Origin of the sequence: Sphingobacterium deserti, assembly GCF_000757725.1 — a bacterium.
GTDB lineage: Bacteria > Bacteroidota > Bacteroidia > Sphingobacteriales > Sphingobacteriaceae > Sphingobacterium > Sphingobacterium deserti.
Window position 1 is genome coordinate 52,874 of sequence record NZ_JJMU01000010.1, and the last position, 17,954, is coordinate 70,827.

At 41.7% G+C, this 17,954-nt stretch carries 14 protein-coding genes; 7 read left to right on the forward strand and 7 right to left on the reverse strand.

Features of this window, described 5'->3' with window-relative positions:
- Positions 1-527: 527 nt before the first annotated feature.
- Both aspS and DI53_RS03180 read left to right on the forward strand, forming a co-directional pair.
- Entirely contained in the window at positions 528-2,279 is a 1,752-nt protein-coding gene (aspS, locus tag DI53_RS03175) for an aspartate--tRNA ligase (protein WP_037495245.1), read from the forward strand.
- Between the two features lie 303 nt (positions 2,280-2,582).
- Complete coding sequence (locus DI53_RS03180; RefSeq protein ID WP_037495246.1) at positions 2,583-3,971, forward strand: LUD domain-containing protein; 1,389 nt, start codon at positions 2,583-2,585, stop codon at positions 3,969-3,971.
- Here DI53_RS03180 and priA read toward each other — a convergent pair.
- Entirely contained in the window at positions 3,968-6,448 is a 2,481-nt protein-coding gene (priA, locus tag DI53_RS03185; protein WP_037495248.1) for a replication restart helicase PriA, read from the reverse strand. The two genes, DI53_RS03180 and priA, sit on opposite strands and share 4 nt — an antisense overlap.
- A gap of 71 nt (positions 6,449-6,519) precedes the next feature.
- Entirely contained in the window at positions 6,520-6,909 is a 390-nt protein-coding gene (locus DI53_RS03190) for a DUF423 domain-containing protein (protein WP_037495250.1), read from the reverse strand.
- 189 nt (positions 6,910-7,098) lie between these two features.
- Here DI53_RS03190 and DI53_RS03195 point away from each other — a divergent pair, with 189 nt between their 5' ends.
- The 5 genes from DI53_RS03195 to DI53_RS03215 all read left to right on the forward strand — a co-directional run bounded on the left by DI53_RS03195 (position 7,099) and on the right by DI53_RS03215 (position 13,783).
- A complete protein-coding gene (locus DI53_RS03195) occupies positions 7,099-9,720 on the forward strand; it encodes a PQQ-binding-like beta-propeller repeat protein (protein ID WP_037495252.1) in 2,622 nt (873 codons plus the stop codon).
- Positions 9,721-9,838: 118 nt separating this feature from the next.
- Entirely contained in the window at positions 9,839-10,849 is a 1,011-nt protein-coding gene (locus DI53_RS03200; protein ID WP_037495254.1) for a DHH family phosphoesterase, read from the forward strand.
- Between the two features lie 22 nt (positions 10,850-10,871).
- Positions 10,872-11,852: an FKBP-type peptidyl-prolyl cis-trans isomerase gene (locus tag DI53_RS03205; protein ID WP_037495255.1), complete on the forward strand. Its 981-nt coding sequence runs from the start codon at positions 10,872-10,874 to the stop codon at positions 11,850-11,852.
- Positions 11,853-11,968: 116 nt separating this feature from the next.
- A complete protein-coding gene (locus DI53_RS03210; RefSeq protein WP_037495257.1) occupies positions 11,969-12,751 on the forward strand; it encodes a TatD family hydrolase in 783 nt (260 codons plus the stop codon).
- A gap of 9 nt (positions 12,752-12,760) precedes the next feature.
- Complete coding sequence (locus DI53_RS03215) at positions 12,761-13,783, forward strand: asparaginase (RefSeq protein ID WP_037495259.1); 1,023 nt, start codon at positions 12,761-12,763, stop codon at positions 13,781-13,783.
- 63 nt (positions 13,784-13,846) lie between these two features.
- On the opposite strand, the gene DI53_RS03220 is transcribed toward DI53_RS03215, so the two are convergent.
- The 5 genes from DI53_RS03220 to DI53_RS03240 form a co-directional block, all read right to left on the reverse strand.
- Positions 13,847-14,596: a YoaK family protein gene (locus tag DI53_RS03220; protein ID WP_037495261.1), complete on the reverse strand. Its 750-nt coding sequence runs from the start codon at positions 14,594-14,596 to the stop codon at positions 13,847-13,849.
- Positions 14,580-15,050 carry a hypothetical protein gene (locus tag DI53_RS03225; protein WP_131555159.1) on the reverse strand — a complete coding sequence of 157 codons (471 nt, stop codon included), beginning with the start codon at positions 15,048-15,050 and terminating at the stop codon, positions 14,580-14,582. Before DI53_RS03225 ends, DI53_RS03220 begins: the two co-directional genes overlap by 17 nt.
- Positions 15,051-15,066: 16 nt before the next feature.
- The gene (locus DI53_RS03230) at positions 15,067-15,588 is read right to left on the reverse strand and encodes a hypothetical protein (RefSeq protein ID WP_037495266.1); all 522 of its coding nucleotides are present in this window, start codon (positions 15,586-15,588) and stop codon (positions 15,067-15,069) included.
- 207 nt (positions 15,589-15,795) lie between these two features.
- Positions 15,796-17,163, reverse strand: coding sequence for a HAMP domain-containing sensor histidine kinase (locus DI53_RS03235; RefSeq protein WP_037495270.1), 1,368 nt, complete (start codon positions 17,161-17,163; stop codon positions 15,796-15,798).
- Entirely contained in the window at positions 17,164-17,871 is a 708-nt protein-coding gene (locus tag DI53_RS03240; protein WP_037495273.1) for a response regulator transcription factor, read from the reverse strand.
- Positions 17,872-17,954: the final 83 nt, after the last annotated feature.

Here is a 17,954-nt window from a genome sequence, read left to right on the forward strand (position 1 = left end):
CTATGACCCTAATCAAATTTTAAATGTAAAAGTATACACTTTCTCCCACTTTCCCCCACTATACCACACAAAAAAGTTTTCCACATAGAAAATCTAGGTATCCCAAATATTGAAAAGCAATAAATTTAAAACATCAAACGCTAGTTTTCAGTACCTTACACAACGGTAACTTTGGAAAATATTTTTCAATAAGTAGCGCTTTAGCGATAACACCCCTACCCACTCTCTAGCTGAATTATGGCGACCATCAATTAGAATTTGCTATAAAAATATTTGCTGGTGGGAGAAAGTGGAAGAAGAAACAATAAGCGGGCCCATTGTGGGAAAAAGTGGAGGTCTGTCCGACAATCTGCAGTATATCACGGATAGCGTTCACGAATTGGGCGAAATGCTTTAGACGGACAAATGTTCGTTATTGTCGGCAAAATCCAATATTTTTGCTAAAATCTGATGGAGCGTCACACGTTATAAAATAAAAGGTATGTCGAATCATCAACTTCAATTAATATTAAAATTATCAGTAAGTAATGTATAGAAGTCACAGCTGCGGCGAGTTACGCATAGCCGATACAAACAAGGATGTCATACTAGCAGGTTGGGTTCAAAAATCCCGCGACAAAGGTTTTATGGTATGGGTTGACTTACGAGATCGTTACGGCATCACACAATTGATATTTGACGAGTCACGCACTGATGCTGCCGTTATGCAACAGGCAAGGGCATTGGGTCGGGAATTTGTTATCCAGGTATCGGGCACCGTTATCGAACGGGAATCAAAAAACAACAATATGCCTACTGGCGACATAGAAGTACTTGTGAAGGAGCTCAAGGTGTTGAACAGTTCGGAAGTTCCTCCATTCACCATTGAAGATGATACCGATGGCGGTGAGGATATCCGTATGAAATACCGCTACCTTGATATACGCCGTAATCCAGTAAAGAATAGTTTGCTGTTTCGTCACAAAGTGACACAAGAGGTTCGCAATTACTTATCAAACTTAGATTTTTGTGAAGTAGAGACTCCTTATCTCATCAAATCTACGCCAGAAGGAGCCCGTGATTTTATTGTTCCATCTCGGATGAATCCTGGTCAGTTTTATGCTCTACCACAGTCGCCACAAACATTTAAGCAGTTGCTGATGGTAGCTGGTATGGATCGTTATTTCCAGATCGTGAAATGCTTCCGCGATGAAGATCTACGAGCTGATCGCCAACCTGAATTCACCCAAATCGACTGTGAGATGTCCTTTATCGAGCAAGAAGACATTTTGGATGTGTTCGAAGGTTTAACGCGGCATTTGCTAAAAACTATACATCAGCTTGAGGTGGAGAAATTTCCAAGGATGACTTTTGATGAGGCTATGCGACGCTATGGAAATGACAAGCCAGACATACGCTTTGGAATGGAGTTTGGCGAACTAAACGCTGTCGCGCAACACAAGGATTTCGGGGTCTTTAATAGCGCCGAACTGGTAGTAGGAATTGCTGTTCCACAAGCGGCAGGGTATACCCGAAAACAAATCGATGAATTGATCGATTGGGTGAAGCGTCCGCAGATCGGAGCGAGTGGCATGGTTTATTGCAAATGTGAGCCTGATGGCACCTTTAAGTCGTCTGTCGATAAATTTTATGATCAGGAAGATTTGGCAAACTGGGCTAAAGCAACTGGCGCACAGCCTGGGAATCTTATCCTTATTCTTTCTGGTCCAGCTTACAAAACGCGCACACAGCTTAGTGCTTTGCGCATGGAGCTTGGTAACCGCTTAGGTCTGCGTAAACCGCATGAGTTCGCACCATTATGGGTTATTGATTTCCCATTACTAGAGTGGGATGAGGACGCAGCGCGATACCATGCGATGCACCACCCATTTACTTCTCCAAAGCAAGAAGATATTCATTTGTTGGACAGCGAGCCTGGAAAGGTTCGAGCCAATGCTTATGACTTGGTTTTGAATGGAAATGAAATTGGCGGAGGTTCCATCCGTATCCATGACAAAGAAACGCAAGCACTTATGTTTAAGCATTTAGGTTTCACTGCTGAAGAAGCGCAGGAACAATTTGGCTTTTTGATGAATGCCTTTCAATATGGGGCACCACCGCACGGTGGCTTAGCTTTTGGTTTAGATCGGTTAACAGCTATACTTGGTGGGCAAGAAACCATCCGTGACTATATCGCCTTTCCTAAGAACAACTCGGGCCGTGATGTGATGATTGATGCACCATCAGCAATCGCGAAAAGCCAGTTAGACGAGCTCAGCATAGGCGTACAGCTATCCTAAGCATTGCATACTAGCCATTGAAACTAAAGGTCAAATTCAACTTCACGAAAAGGTAAACAACCAACATCGTGCGGTTGAATTTGACTCTTCGCAATGGAAAGCTAAATCGAAAAAAACCTTCAAATTCAAGAAGACGACGTCCTACACGGTTGCTTATTTTTATTATTGGCACTTTGTTTGTGCGACACGCACAAGCGGACCATCATCGACGTTGACATCATTTTTTATTTTCAATAGAAGGAAGCGGTGTAATTAAGTTATATCCACTCCGTGACGATTGTTTCTACACTAGTTTTTTATCCTATGGCGCAAGAATTTGCAGAGAAATTCAAACAAGAGAGTGCAGTTAAATCATTTGATCAGAGCCATCATGCGCTCATGCGCGCCAGCACGGAAAAATATCTTGCTACACTGAAGAAAGGCACAACCAAGTTTGTAGACCTTCAAAATTCTAAGAAAAAGACACATCTGATTAAATGGAAGACGCTTGAAAATCTCGATCGGTATTTGCTAGATTTTGAGGCTAATTTTACGCGTCGCGGAGGAAAGATCGTCTGGGCCAATGATGCCGAAGAAGCACGTCAAGAGATTCTGCGCATCACCCAACAGCATGAAGCTAAATCGGTGTTAAAGGCAACCTCCCTGGTATGCGAAGAAATCGGACTGTTTGACTATCTTCAAAAAAACGATATCGATGTCACGGAGACCGATTTTGGGGCATTCGTTTTGGAATTGCTTCAAGAAAAGCCGTACCATACCGTGAAGCGCACACTGCATTTAGAGTTTGAGGTGATCAGTAAATTGTTTCACGAGAAATTTGGCACGCCTATAGACGCTCCGGCCGAACAGTTAGCGACAACCGTGCGTGACCTTATGCGTTCGAAATACCTGCATGCCGAGGTCGGCGTTACCGGGGCCGACTTTTTATTGGCAGACACGGGGAGCATCGCGATCACGGAGAATGAAGGAAATACAAGATTAATAACTTCTTTCTCTAAAGTTCACATTGCGGTAGCGGGTATTGACGCGGTTATACCCAGTATACTTGACCTTGGGCTATTTTGGCCACTCCTATCGTCCCATGCCTTCGGCCGGCCATCAGCTGTGTACAACAGCATTCTCAGTGGGCCTCGCCAGGCCCACGAAACAGATGGTCCAGAAGAGATGTATGTCATCCTATTAGACAATGGGCGAACAGATTTATTGGCAGAAAAAGAACAGAGGCAAGGACTTTATTGCATTCAATGTGGTGCGTGCTCACATGTGTGCCCCGTTTACCAACAAATAGGTGGACATACCTATAAAAGCGTTTACCAAGGTCCAATTGGCGCCCTTGTAGCTCCATATATATACAATAAAAAAGATTTTAACCACCTCAGCTTCGCATCGCCGCTGTCTGGCAAACCCGACCAGGTATGCCCTGTCAATATAAAACTTGATAAGATGTTATTATTAAACCGTAAAGACGCTATAGAACGGCATCTTGTTCCACAAACAGAAAGTAGACTCTGGAAGGGATTCGCTTACCTGATGGAACGCAGGCGTCTTCTGGACTTCTTTGGTGGTAAGACCAAAAACTTTTTCTTGCGAAGCTTCTTCAAAAAGTTCTGGGGCAAACATCGTGAACTTCCAAGTTTACCACAAAAGTCTTTTTCCCAGCAATGGCGGGAACAGCAGAAAAAAAAGAATTAATACGGATCTACATCAATGGAAAGCCGTACACCTTTATTTGTTTTATCAATCTCAAATTGCAGGATAGCCTGCTGTACAAGCTCTTTTACCTTGACTATACTTACGTTATTTCTCTCAATTTTTAGCGTGATAGTCTGGATAAAATGATTGCGTACCCGCGATATTAATGGAGGCTCGGGACCGAGCACTCTCGCTCCCAAATTCACACGCAACAAACCACCTAAGCGCACCGCCGCATCATGAGCTTGTTGCATATCGGTATGCCGCACATCTATCTTTATCAACCTGAAGAATGGCGGATATTGATAATTTTTGCGCTCTTTAGCTTCCGTTAAAAACATGCCTTCATAATCGTGTTGGATTACTTGCTCTATTACCCGATGATTTGGCGTGTAGGTTTGCACAATTACTTTGCCTTCATTTTCGCGGCGTCCAGCACGCCCTGCAACTTGCGAGAATAGTGAAAAGGCGCGCTCATAAGCTCTGAAATCGGGAAAGTTAATCATGGCATCGGCATTGACAATACCAATAAGGCTTACGCGCCCGAAGTCGAGCCCTTTAGCCACCATTTGTGTCCCGATCAGGATATCGAACTCATGCTCATCAAAAGAGGTGATAATTTTATCAAATCCATATTTGCCTTTTGTGGAGTCTAGATCCAAGCGGCCTATTCGTGCTTGAGGGACCAACAATTCCAGCTCTTCCTCTACCCGTTCCGTACCGAAACCCTTGCTTTCAATATGCGCCATTCCGCAAGCCGGACAAACCTGAACCGGGGGCTCCATGTGACCACAATAATGACAGTGCAAATGATTGCTTGACTTGTGGTACGTAAGACTCACATCACAATTTACACACTTAGCTACCCATCCGCAGGTATTACACTGGACAAATGGCGTATGTCCCCGCCTATTTTGAAATAGAATAACTTGTTCTTTCCGCTCTAGCGCATCGGTGATACCCTGCAACAAGACCCCGCTGAAATAGGAAAACATCTGTCCTTTACGGCCTTCTTCCGTAACATTTACAACCTCTATTTGTGGTAATTTTGATTCCCCAAAACGTTCTTTTAGCTCAACCAAACCATATTTACCCGCTTTCGCATTGTAATAACTTTCAATAGAAGGCGTGGCCGAGCCCAGCAATACCTTTGCCCCATGCAGATGACCGAGATAAATAGCGGTATCTCGGGCGTGATAGCGAGGAGCTGGCTCATATTGCTTGTACGAGCTTTCATGCTCCTCATCGATTACGATCAAGCCTAGATCCTGAAATGGTAAAAAAACAGATGACCGCGCGCCAACTACAACTTTATATTCACCTTTTAATACCTTATGCCACACCTCTGCACGCTCGTTGTCATTGAACTTCGAATGATAAACACCGAGTTTATCGCCGAAATGCAGTTTTAGACGCGCGGTAATCTGGGCAGTTAAGGCTATTTCGGGAAGCAGATATAGTGCATTTTTACCTGCCTCGATGGCGGCTTCGATCAACCTGATGTAGAGCTGCGTTTTACCCGACGCTGTAACTCCATGGAGCAGGACAACGTCTTTTTCTTGGAAAAATGTATTGATTTGGGCGAGCGCTTCCTGCTGCTTGACATTAAGTTCAAAATACTTCGTTATTTCTACATCTTCTCCTGCTAACCTAGAAACGACCTTTTGCTTCACCTCGAAAACACCCTTTTCAATGAGGGCTGTGACAATGCCTGCACTAACCCCCGTTGCTTCCATAATATCCTTCCGTGTAATTTCTGGATTAGTTTTTCGAAGCTGCATGAAAGCAAGTACCGCGTCTTGCTGTTTTGGCGCTTTGTTCAGCGAATCCAACAGGGCACGCAGTTCTTCACCTCCGGAAAACTCGGCGCCTAGCTGTAGAATGGCTTTCAGCTTAGGTTTAAATCGGTCTTTTATTTCTTCTGAAATCAGAATAAAACCTTGATCAAATAGCGTCTTCAAAAGTGGGAATACCGTCTTTTGCCCTAAGAGTTTTACAATATCATTTACGGTCAATTCGCCAGCTACATCAAGCGCTTCCATCACCATATACCCCTTATCTGATAGCAATGTGCGATCGAGGCCATCATTTTCTGCCGCAATAATTTTAGTCTCGCTCGCCATTTTCAATGCCGCAGGCAACGCCGCTTGCAACACCTCGCCAAGGAAGCACATATAGTATGCCGACATCCACTCCCATAATGCCAACTGCTGGTTATCCACAACAGGTTGCTCATCGATCACATTAATAATGTACTTGGCTTCGTAGTTTAGAGGCGCTTCGTTACCGATACGGTACACTACGGCAGCATAAATCTTATTTCGGCCAAACTGGACAATAACACGCTTTCCAATGGCAATTTGCTCATTCCATTCCGCGGGCACCCGATAGGTATAAGTTTTGGCGATATACAACGGCAAAATAACTTCTACAAATAGCGTTTCCCGCTCGCGATGAAATAACGATGCATCAGACATAAGACAAATGTAAAAAAAGAAGCCTTCACTTTTTAATCGATGAAGGCTTCCTGTATATGAATACTGTAAATTTAGTGTCTATTTCGCAATGCTGCGACAAAAAGGCCTATCCAGCCCACCATAAAGCAAAGCCCTCCAATTGGCGTAATTGGACCTAACATAGAAAGGCCTTCCACTCCAATCAAAGACCGAATGCTCATCAGGTACAAGGATCCTGAAAACAAAAAAACACCTAAAACAAATGCTATAAAGGATATCCGGATAGACGCATTTTTAGCTCTTGAAAACGTAGATAAAAAGAGCAAAGCCAGGGTATGATAAAAGTGATATTGGTTTGCCGTCTTCCAAGTCTCCAAATGATAATCACTAATTTTACCATCCAATCCATGTGCTCCAAAAGCTCCTAATATAACAGCTATAAGCCCAAAAAAAGAGGCCACTAATATAATTTGTTTATTCATAAAGGAGATAAAGTTCTGTTATGTATGTTTTGTTGCGCGTATAAATGTATAAAATTAAATGCACATTGCCTTTCAATTTTTTCGGTTTTGTTCTGCGTTGGGATTTGCGCAGCGCAGGTATTCGCCTATTTTATATCTCCTTTATTTTTTATTTTTTTATTTTTGAGCCTGTTATAGATTTTGTGCGCAATGAGAAATACCATCATCCTTACAATTGTTTTATTCGTCGCCGTTATTGGCGCTTCTATATATTATTTTTCAGATTTAAACGGTGAAAAGAAGGAAGTGCTTAGACCCCTAACTTTTCTTCCTAAGGAAACATTTCTCATCACTACGTTTCACAACGATGCAACGACAGACAACATCTTTAAAGATTTCGAAATCTTTGAAGCATTGGTAGGAAAAGCCGAACTGGGTCAATGGAAAGTTTGGAAAGACAAACTGTTGCGTAATACGGTGCTTCAACCTTATGTCAATGATGCTGATGTATATGTCTCATTCCATCCAGAAAAAGAAAAGATTGTTTCACTGTTCACCGTCCCTACGGCAGAAACAATTGCGCCCGAGAGTCTAGCAGCATTGATTAAGGAAACGGCCAAAACCTTTAAAATTTCGGAGAAAGACAGTTTGGGTGCACGCATTTATCATTTCGACAAGGGTGTGAAGGATAGTATTTTCCATGTGGTGTACCATAAAAACATTTTTTTCGCAAGCTATTCTGATAGCCTTATTTATAAAGTCATCGATAACAAACAGCCCAAACTAAATAAAAGAGAGATCGACTATTTCGTGGAAAACAATAGTCGAAACTCACCTTTAAGCGTGTATTTTGTTCATGAGCAAATCGATGGTCTTTCCAACAAGCTTTTACGCAAGAAACCCGGAAGCTTTTTAGAACTATTTGGCAACCTTGGTGGACAATCGGCCTGGAATCTTAATTTTAAAAATGACGCCTTAATCTTAAGCGGTGAAAGCGAGACGAACAAAGACTTAACGAATTACCTAGAGACATTTAGTCATCAAAACAAAACCACGCAGCGTCTTTTCAACTATTTCCCAGAAAACACGGCCTCGTACCTTTCTTTTGCTATTAGCCATCCGACTCGATTCAACACAGATTTACAAACTATGTTTCAGAAACGCGGAGAGTGGGAGAAACTGTCGGCATCTTTCAATGAGCTAGCGCGCAGTAAGGGGATCTCTTTGGATGAGGACATCCGCCCGATCTTTGGAAATGAGTTTGCTCTTTTAGAGCAGAGCAATCAAACGATGATCGGATTTATTGCCTTGAGCGATTCCAGTGAATTAAGCAAAAACATACGTAAAATTGCTTCAGAGACGGGCGACTCCATCTTTCGATTTGATCAATCTAATATACCCTACGCTCTATTCGGCGATCCGTTAAAATCTTTCATCCGCCCCTACTTTGTACGTATCGGCAATACTATTGCCTTAGCGAACAGTCAAAGCCTGCTCCAAAATCTGAGACAGGATTGGCGCAGGGAAAACCTCTTAATAAATACGATCGGATTCAAAAATTTCGAAAAAATACAAGGAAACGAGGCGAATATTACCTATTTCCAACGTACACGAACATCAGCTGCAATACTTAACAACATCCTTAAACCTGCCTTTAATACTAATTACAAGAACGAGGATGATTTTGGCTATCAAGATTTCTATTCTTGGTCCGCCCAAATATCGGGTAACAATGGAGACTTTTTGTCTAGCATTTACGCCATTTATAAGAGTAAAAATGCGCTTGGAGCAACGCCAGATTGGACTTATGCCTTTGAGAACAGGCCGATAACAGCTCCTTGGGTCTTTGAGCATTCCGATACAAGCCAATTTATCCTTATACAAGAGCAAGATCATACCATTCATGGAATACATCCGACAGGAAAAAAACTTTGGTCGGCAGTCTTTCACGGCAGGGTGGTTGGCGAGGCTCAGCAGCTGGCAGATCGGTCGATCGTGTTGGTAACGGATAGAAATCAGCTTTATCGCTTCGATACCAATGGTGATGGGCTGCCGGGATTTTCGTTGCAGTTATCAGCAGAACCGACCTACACCCCGACCGTAGCGGAATTGGACGGTCAAAAACTTATTTTGATACCCGCTGGGAAAAAACTGCTGGTGCATGCACTGGATGGGAAAAAAGTAGGTAACTGGGACGAACTAACGCTAGGAGGAAAAATTTTGTTTGATGTGAAGGTGCGGAACAATTTTGTTTACATAGGCACGGATAATGGGAACTTCTATCGGGTGGATGCAAAAGGCAATGTAGTTGCTGAAGAAACGATCAGTGGCAGCTTATTCCGAAGCCCGATTGCAGTTGTTGAAGCAGAAAATAAATCAGGCGCTATTGTTGCACTAGACACGACAGCGACATTGGTTACTGTTAATTTCAATCAGAATCCTATCAAACAGCAAATAGGCACGTGGGGAGATCGTGCATTGATTAGCTTTGATGGTGAACGATCGCAAGCGGTTAACAGATTAATCGCGATTGATGAAAAGAAACTCTTTGTAACGCAATTGCGTGATGGCAATCCGATCTTCGAGTATACATTTACGCAATCGGTGAACGATAGGCCGCAGATTTTCAAGAACACGACCTATGGCGATCTGATCGGCATCTCGTCACGAGAAAACACATTGCTTTATCTTTTTGATGAAAAAGGTAACGTTGTGGATGGTTTTCCGATAGAAGCTGTTCCACAATTTTACTTTGGAAAAATCGATTATAATAGTGGAACCTACCTTTTATGCGTGCGACGGGACAAAAAACTATATGCATTTAAAAATTAAACAGTAGATCGACATATGGATTATATTTCCTTACATCCCATCGTTGCCAGGAAGACTTGTTTTCAAAAAATTTCCTGAACCAACAAAATTATAGTAGGTTTGCAATCTTAGAATATTTATGCTGAAAGGACAAAGACATTTACAATTACTTGCTGAACCTAAGAAAATTGTTATAACTACGCACCACAAACCAGATGGTGATGCATTAGGCTCATCCTTAGGTCTATATCATTGGTTAAAAAGCAAAGGGCACAGCGTTGAAGTCGTTTTGTCTTCTGATTTCCCTACTTTTCTTGACTGGTTGCCGGGGCGCGAAGATGTTATCATATATCCTAATGCGCCTGAACAGGCGGCTCGTTTACTTGCAGAAGCGGCTATCATATTCTGTTTAGATTACAGCGCTTTAAGCCGAACGAATATCTTGGAACCGCTGATTGTAAATGCACCGGGTGAAAAATGGATGATCGATCATCATTTAGATCCGGAAGATTTTTCCACATTAAGTTACTGGGATTCAAATGCGGCGGCTACAGCGCAACTTATTTACACGTTCATTAATGAGGTTTACGATGACAAGGAAGCAATAACAGCAGAAATTGCGACCTGCCTTTATGCGGGCATCATGACCGACACCGGTTCCTTCCGCTTTCGCTCCACGACGTCTTCGGTGCATCATATTATCGCTTCCCTTATCGATGCTGGTGCTAGAAACTGGGAAATACATGAACAAATCTATAATAGCTCTACCGAAAATCGGCTGAAATTTTTAGGGTATTGCCTTTTAAATTGTTTAGAGGTGATTCCAGCATACAACACGGCTATTTTTTCTGTGAGCAAAGAAGATCTTCAGAAGTTTGAAGTGACAACAGGTGATACAGAGGGTTTGGTAAATTATGCACTTTCTGTAAAGGGAATTCGACTAGCCGCGTTATTTATTGACAGAACCGAATTAATTAAATTATCTTTGCGTTCAATTGGAGATATTCCATGTAATGAAATTTGTAAAAAGTATTTTAATGGCGGCGGACACCTGAATGCTTCCGGGGGCAGTTCCAGTGAGGAATTGAGTCAGGTAGTAAACAAGTTCAAGTCCATTTTACCAGAGTATAAAGAAATATTAACAAAATAAATTTAGTGATTAGATCAGAAAAATGAAGAAATCAATTTTATTCCTTTCGGCAGCTGTCACCCTGTTGGCGACCGCAGCTTGCCAAAACTTCAAAAAAGGTGATGGTGGTCTTGAATATAACATCGTGAAGGATGAGGGCGCAGAAAAAGCAAAAGCTGGCGATTTGTTGTCTGTAGATTTGATTGTGAAATCCGACCGGAACGATTCCTTGTTACAAAGTACATACGACATTGGTTTACCTCAAATAGTCAATATCGCACCAGACTCTATTCCTGGCTTATATGCAGGTGACTACAACTCCATGTTTAAAATGTTAGGCGAAGGTGATAGCGCTATTTTCCGTTTGAATATAGACACTATGGCCGCAAAAACTGGTCAGCCTAAACCGGAGTTTGCTGATAAATTTGTAACTTTTACAGTTAAGGTTAGAAAGCATTTCAAAAAAGGAACCCAGACTGACTCTGCCCTTTATGCACAAATAGACACCTATTTTAAAGGCGAGATCGAAGGTTTGAAAAAATCTGAAGAGGGTAAACTTGCGGGTTACATCGCTGATAAAAAGCTAGAGCCTAAGAAAACAGCTACCGGCTTACAGTACATCGTTTCTCAAGAAGGTAAAGGAAACAAAGCTATGGTAGGTGATACGGTAGTGGTAAACTATACTGGAACGCTAGTAAACGGAAAAGTTTTCGACACAAATAATGCCGAGACAGCTAAAAAGGAAAATTCATTCAACCCAATGCGGCAATATGAGCCTATCCGTTTCCGTGTAGGTCATGATCCGGTAATTCAGGGATGGACTGAAGGTCTTCAATTGTTAAACAAGGGAAGCAAAGCAACATTACTGGTACCGTCAAGCTTAGGCTACGGTGAGCGTGGTGGTGGTACAATTCCTCCATATGCACCATTGGTGTTTGAGGTGGAGTTGGTAGATATCATTGCTGGTCCGAAAACGGACGCAGCTCCTGCGGCTGCTACAGACTCTGTCGCAACAAAGAAATAAGAATCTTATCAAATCGATAACGAAAACGCAAGATCTTTAAAAGTCTTGCGTTTTTTTATGTTCCGTTAGGTCTTATACTATGAAAAGCCTAAATTTAGCGCGATATCATTAGAAATATGTCTCCGGAATCCTATACACTTACTGACACACACACGCATATTTATTACCAAGCTGCTGATTCAACGTTGGACGAACATCTGTCTCGCTGCTTTGACAAAGGAATAGACCGCTTGTTCCTCCCCAATGTGGATAGCGCTTCCATACCGGCCGTATTAGAAACTGTAAAAAACTATCCGGAAAACTGTTTTCCCATGCTTGGGCTTCATCCATGTTCGGTAAAGCAAAACTTTAAAGAAGAGTTAGCCATCATCGAGCAGGCTCTGTCCGAAACAAAGGTGTATGCGATTGGCGAAATTGGGCTGGATCTATATTGGGATAAAAGTACTTTAGATTGGCAGAAAGAAGCTTTCAGAATTCAGGTAGGCTGGGCGAAAGCGATGGGTCTACCTATTGATATCCATTGTCGAGAAGCTTTCGATGAGCTGTTCCTATTGTTGGAAGAGCTGAAAGATGATAAACTTTTCGGCATCCTGCACTGCTTTACTGGAAATATTGAACAAGCTAAAAGAGCTATAGACTTAGGCTTTCTTTTAGGAATCGGCGGTGTAGTCACGTTCAAAAAATCGGGCTTAGATGCCGTTGTGAAAGAAGTTGATCTAAATCATATTGTCCTGGAGACAGATGCACCCTATCTTGCTCCTGTTCCTTTCCGCGGCAAAGAAAATGAAAGCAGCTATTTACACTACGTAGCTGAAAAGGTCGCTGATATCAAAGAGGTAGACATTTCGTATGTTGCTGACATCACGACAGCAAATTCAAAGCGAGTTTTTGGAATTTAAGCATTAACCATGCAAAATATATTTATTATTTACACAGGTGGAACCATCGGAATGGTTAAAGACCCGGAAACGGGAACATTCGTTCCTTTCGATTTCGAGCTAATTGCGCGAAATTTACCCGATTTGGCGCGTCTTAATTATAAGCTAACGATACATTCCTTTAGCCCCATCATCGATTCATCCAATATGAAGCCGTCTATTTGGGTGGAGATGGCGCAAATCATCCGGGATAATTACGAACACTACGATGGCTTTGTCATTTTGCACGGCTCCGATACGATGTCGTTCTCTGCATCGATACTTAGCTTCATGTTGGAAGGTCTTCAAAAGCCGGTTATCTTATCGGGATCCCAACTTCCAATAGGTGAAATTCGTACTGACGCCCGCGAGAATATGATGACCGCTTTGGAGATTGCCTCCGCGAAAGAAAACGGCCAATCAATCATCCAGGAAGTATGTATTCTTTTCGATAACAAGCTTTTTCGAGGCAACCGATCTTTCAAATATAACTCCGCAAAGTTTGAAGCATTTCGTTCGCCCAACTATCCCGTTCTAGCAGAAGCAGGCATCCATATAAATTATAATCGTGAGGCGCTACTGGACAATACGGATAAAGAGTTTATTATGCACAGCACGCTTGATAACCATGTGGGTGTTTTGAAATTGTTTCCAGGGATCAGTCCGACATTTATACAGTCGATTTTAAATGCAGATGTACGAAGTATTGTGATGGAGACCTTTGGCTCGGGAAATACGATGACGGATGAATGGTTTTTGGAGATGCTTTCGGCTGCTGTAAAAAAAGGAAAAAATATTCTTGATATTTCCCAATGCAAGGTTGGCTCGGTCGAGTTGGGACGTTACGAAACCTCCCAAGGCCTTAAAGCTATCGGTGTGTTAAACGGTTATGATATGACGTTCGAAGCCGCCGTAACGAAGTTCATGTATTTGCAAGGGCAACTTCCCGATCAGGAATCTGTTGCCTATTGGATCGAAAAAGATATCCGCGGAGAATTAACTGTAAACGATTAGTCCCCCCGTTGTATCCTTTTTGAATAATTTCAAATTCCAGACTGCCCGATCGTCGGGAATTTTTTATGCGGGACAAGCCTCCTTATGCCGTCTATCAAATAGGTGTTTCACACGCTTCAACTTATAGAAGTCGTAGAGCGCAATAACCATTAAGATACCGCAGGTGAGGTAAAATGTTCCGTTTGCCAAATATAAATATCCAATTCCTCCGAAAATACCACCAATTACGTAGGAGATCATAATGGTTAAGAGTAAATGAAACTTATCTACTAATGCTTTATTCTGTCTGTTCTGCCGTTTGCTGAACATCGAAACCAAGATGGCCAGATCCGTTGTCAAGCCGGTAAGGTGTGTGGTCTTAACAACAGAATTTGAAATACTAGCTGTCAATCCATTTTGCAAGCCCATAGCAAATAACAATGCGGCGACCAAAAATTCTGTTTCTTGCAGGGAATTGCTATAAAAAAAGTCGAGGTAAAGCCCCACAAAAAGGATACTGATAAACTCCAAAATCACGGGAATCGCATGTGAAATATATTGGCTCCATCTTCCCCTACCCTGTACGATAACAAAATTAGACAGGAAACTTCCCAGGAAGAACAGTAAAATCCATAATAGGACGACAGCGCCCTGATACCAATTTCCCTTACTTAATTCCTGTGCGAACACCGCGTAGTAACCGGTAATATTTGAGGTAAAAGCGAAAAAAACGGTTACTGAAGCGACGTTAACCATACCTGCAGAGAAGGCGGTTAATGCACCGAGTTTCACGTTATCACTTAATGTTCTATGATTACTATATTTTCTTAGCATATTGATCTGATGGATCTTTCCTTTCTAATACTATTTCAATAATACCTTTTACCTGTAAATCGAAGTTCAGGTGTAAAACCAGCTTATCATCGCTAATCTGCTGGATTTGGAAACTTTCAATTTGCTTGCCATCTTTTCGAAGTTCCAATACGTGGCCTCTTCCTTTGATCAGCCATTCAATCTTACTATTTTGCGTGCTGTCCGCCGATTGTAGTTGTCTGTTTTCCTCAAACTTCCACACCCCCAAATGTAGTTCTTCAAAATCCCTCAGGATTTCGCGACGAAGGCCTTCCTGCAACTGCGAATTTGATGCCAGTTCTGCAGAGCCGTTATCTTTCTCCAAACGCCACTCTTTCTCAACCCATTCACCTTGTATAAGGCGTTCCGGATTTTCATGGTACATGACCACTAAACTACTACCTATCAACAGCAATGCGATAAATATGTAGTTCATTTTTGCTAATATGTCCCTACTCATAGCTCACACCCCAATCCTTTCTAAAGAATATGCTGTCCATACTGTCTATGCCTTCCGCAATGTGCTCGCGCAATAGGATAGTGATAAGCTCTGGACCAACTTCAGCCACATTCTTTTTTAAAATTTCCGTAATATCAAACACGCCCCGTTCTGTAGGCGAAAAAGTATAGCCTTCCGGCACGACGATGTGCGTCACACGACTGCCTTTAAAGTAATTGCGCAAATAACGGCCGTTTCTTGAGATCAATAGATCGGAATACATTTCTACAATACGGCTCTTGAAACGGGATTTTATCATTTCACAGCCCTTGATAAAATCTTCATTTTCCAGCTTCATTAGGTGATCTTCTTTTGTTATACCTAATAAACTCGTTATGGAGTCGCCAATATCGTATCCGCAAGCGAGAACAAGCTCAACCTTCTGATCAGGAGTAGTCTCCAAATAGTCTAAAACGATTCGCAAAGAATCTACACTAAAATCTGTTGGGACAAGAACGCGTGCTATATTTGCCATACTATAACTTTTTCTCAAAGTTACGTTGGGCACATAGCAATGAAATGAAACCCAGATTAGTTTTCCATTAGACTTTGCCGCCAATCATTAAAAGGAGATTAGAAAATTCCCTGATATTAAAATGAGATTAAAAATCAGTTCAGCATGCTATGGTCTGTAATGAGATTACTAGATGACTTTTTATGCTGTGGTTAGTTACTACTAGATCTACCCATTCCGCATTAGTCGAGGGTCTATAGTAGGAAGTTCCACCCTAACCGTTGTGCCTTTTCCTAGCGAAGACGATACGGAAAGCTGTCCATTGTGCATTTTTACAATATTCCTCGCAAGAGGGAGACCTATTCCATAGCCCGAGAAATTTGCGGTATTAGAAGCTCGAAAATAAGGGTCATAAATATAGGTCAATTCCTCTTCAGGAATTCCAATTCCTTCATCCTTAACCAGGATTAGCACGCCATTGTCGAAAGCCCCTAATGCGACGTACGCCGTTTTGTTCGCGGAATATTTGCAAGCATTTGAAACGATATTGGAAATGGCCAATTGTAATAGCGTCGCTGAGCCGTTCACTTTTAATTTCATACTGTCATCCGGCAACATGCTAAAATCAGTTTTTATGCGAAAATGTTCATTAATCGCTTTGACTGTCATTTCCGCATCCATCACGATTTGGTCAATCCGAACGGGTTTAAATGTTAGGTTATTATTCTCAAAGCCTGTGCGCGCCAAGAGCAAAAGTGCGCTTGTCTTCTTCTCCAAATTCTCAGCTGCATCTGCAATCTTTTGTATGGAGTGCTTGTACTCGTCAATGCTACGCTCCTTGGATAGTGCCAGGTCGGCTATACCAATTATAGATGTTAAGGGCGTATTCAGCTCATGAGAAGCATTACTAACGAAATTTTTCTGTGTCTCGAATGATGTCTCAATCCGCATCAGCATTTTATTGAAGGTTCCCGCTAGCTTGCCCAAAACACCATTCTCGTTCCCTACTGTCAACCGCAAATAGAGATTTTCGGATCCTATCTTTTCTACTTCAACAATCAGTTCGCTGATAGGCTTTATAAAAGAGCGTTTTACAAATAGGGAGACTACAACGACAAACAGAACACCAAGTAGCACAGCAATGATGAGTAGATTCCGTAGGTAATTTAAATGGTGCGTATAGAAATAATTCTCCGCCGAAACGCCCAAGATAAAGTGCCTTCCTTTCTGAAGATAATATTTCGTTGCATAGAACGTATTACCAATTTTAAAATTGCTCGTTCCACGTTTGTTAATTCTATTCCACAATTCTTTATCAAAACCACTACTGTGGATAATACGTCGATCCTTGTCAAACTCGACAATAAATTCCTTCTGCTTATCCAGTTCTTCGACATAGCTTAAGGACCATTGTATACCATTGGCTTTACCATTGAAAATTCTTTCAGCGGCTAAGTTACGGCGTAATTCAAGACGTTTGTAGAAATCAGAAAAGGCAAAATTTGTTATCGAATAAAAAATAAAAACTACGAAAGATACCGTGTAAATCACCAATATAGTGATGAGTCCATAGAGAATCTTATTATAGTTACGCATTTAATTTTCTATTTTTAATACATAGCCCATACCAATAACCGTATGAATTGTTTTTATCGGTGTTACCTTTTCAATCTTCTTCCGGAGGTAATTCACGTATACATCAACTACATTCGAACCGATATCGAAATTTATGCCCCACACCTTGTCAAGCAGCTCGCTTCGTTCAAACACTTTCTGCGGAGCTTGGATAAAAAGAAGCAGCAAACGGTATTCTGTCGACGTTAAATTTAGGTCTTGTCCTTCGGCGTAGGCGATTTTTTTATAATCGTCAATTTCAAGAAATTTATATGTAAAAAGTCGTTTTTCCGCGGCTTGGACTTGCTTTGTTATTTCTTGCTTCCTCCTTATCAAGGAGCGTACACGTGCCTTCAGCTCGATTAGTTTAAAAGGTTTTGAAAGGTAATCATCAGCACCACTATCTAAGCCCAATACTACATTTTCTGGACTTCCTAAAGCCGTTACCATCAATATAGGCAAATCGGTATAACCTAATAATCGAAAATTTCTACAGATCTCCAGTCCATTCATCTCGGGAAGTAAGACATCCAAAATGACGAGGCTAACTTTGTTGTTTTGCAACTTATATAATGCATCTTCATATTTACTGGCATGCAACACCTTGTAGCCGTCTTCTTCCAAACCCTGGATAATAACCTCGGCTACATTTTTCTCATCTTCTACCAATAATATACATTGTACATCCATAGCATTCACCCGTATTTATATAGGTTTATAAAAGCTAAATTATGATATTTTAACGATAATCCCACATCAGGAGCATCGGATTC

Coding starts and splice junctions, on each gene's coding strand:
- DI53_RS03180 (WP_037495246.1), top strand. CDS start 2,583: ATGGCGCAAGAATTTGCAGAGAAATTCAAACAAGAGAGTGCAGTTAAA.
- DI53_RS03225 (WP_131555159.1), bottom strand. CDS start 15,050: ATGAACTACATATTTATCGCATTGCTGTTGATAGGTAGTAGTTTAGTG.
- DI53_RS03205 (WP_037495255.1), top strand. CDS start 10,872: ATGAAGAAATCAATTTTATTCCTTTCGGCAGCTGTCACCCTGTTGGCG.
- priA (WP_037495248.1), bottom strand. CDS start 6,448: ATGTCTGATGCATCGTTATTTCATCGCGAGCGGGAAACGCTATTTGTA.
- DI53_RS03220 (WP_037495261.1), bottom strand. CDS start 14,596: ATGCTAAGAAAATATAGTAATCATAGAACATTAAGTGATAACGTGAAA.
- DI53_RS03240 (WP_037495273.1), bottom strand. CDS start 17,871: ATGGATGTACAATGTATATTATTGGTAGAAGATGAGAAAAATGTAGCC.
- DI53_RS03210 (WP_037495257.1), top strand. CDS start 11,969: ATGTCTCCGGAATCCTATACACTTACTGACACACACACGCATATTTAT.
- DI53_RS03230 (WP_037495266.1), bottom strand. CDS start 15,588: ATGGCAAATATAGCACGCGTTCTTGTCCCAACAGATTTTAGTGTAGAT.
- DI53_RS03215 (WP_037495259.1), top strand. CDS start 12,761: ATGCAAAATATATTTATTATTTACACAGGTGGAACCATCGGAATGGTT.
- aspS (WP_037495245.1), top strand. CDS start 528: ATGTATAGAAGTCACAGCTGCGGCGAGTTACGCATAGCCGATACAAAC.
- DI53_RS03190 (WP_037495250.1), bottom strand. CDS start 6,909: ATGAATAAACAAATTATATTAGTGGCCTCTTTTTTTGGGCTTATAGCT.
- DI53_RS03200 (WP_037495254.1), top strand. CDS start 9,839: ATGCTGAAAGGACAAAGACATTTACAATTACTTGCTGAACCTAAGAAA.
- DI53_RS03195 (WP_037495252.1), top strand. CDS start 7,099: ATGAGAAATACCATCATCCTTACAATTGTTTTATTCGTCGCCGTTATT.
- DI53_RS03235 (WP_037495270.1), bottom strand. CDS start 17,163: ATGCGTAACTATAATAAGATTCTCTATGGACTCATCACTATATTGGTG.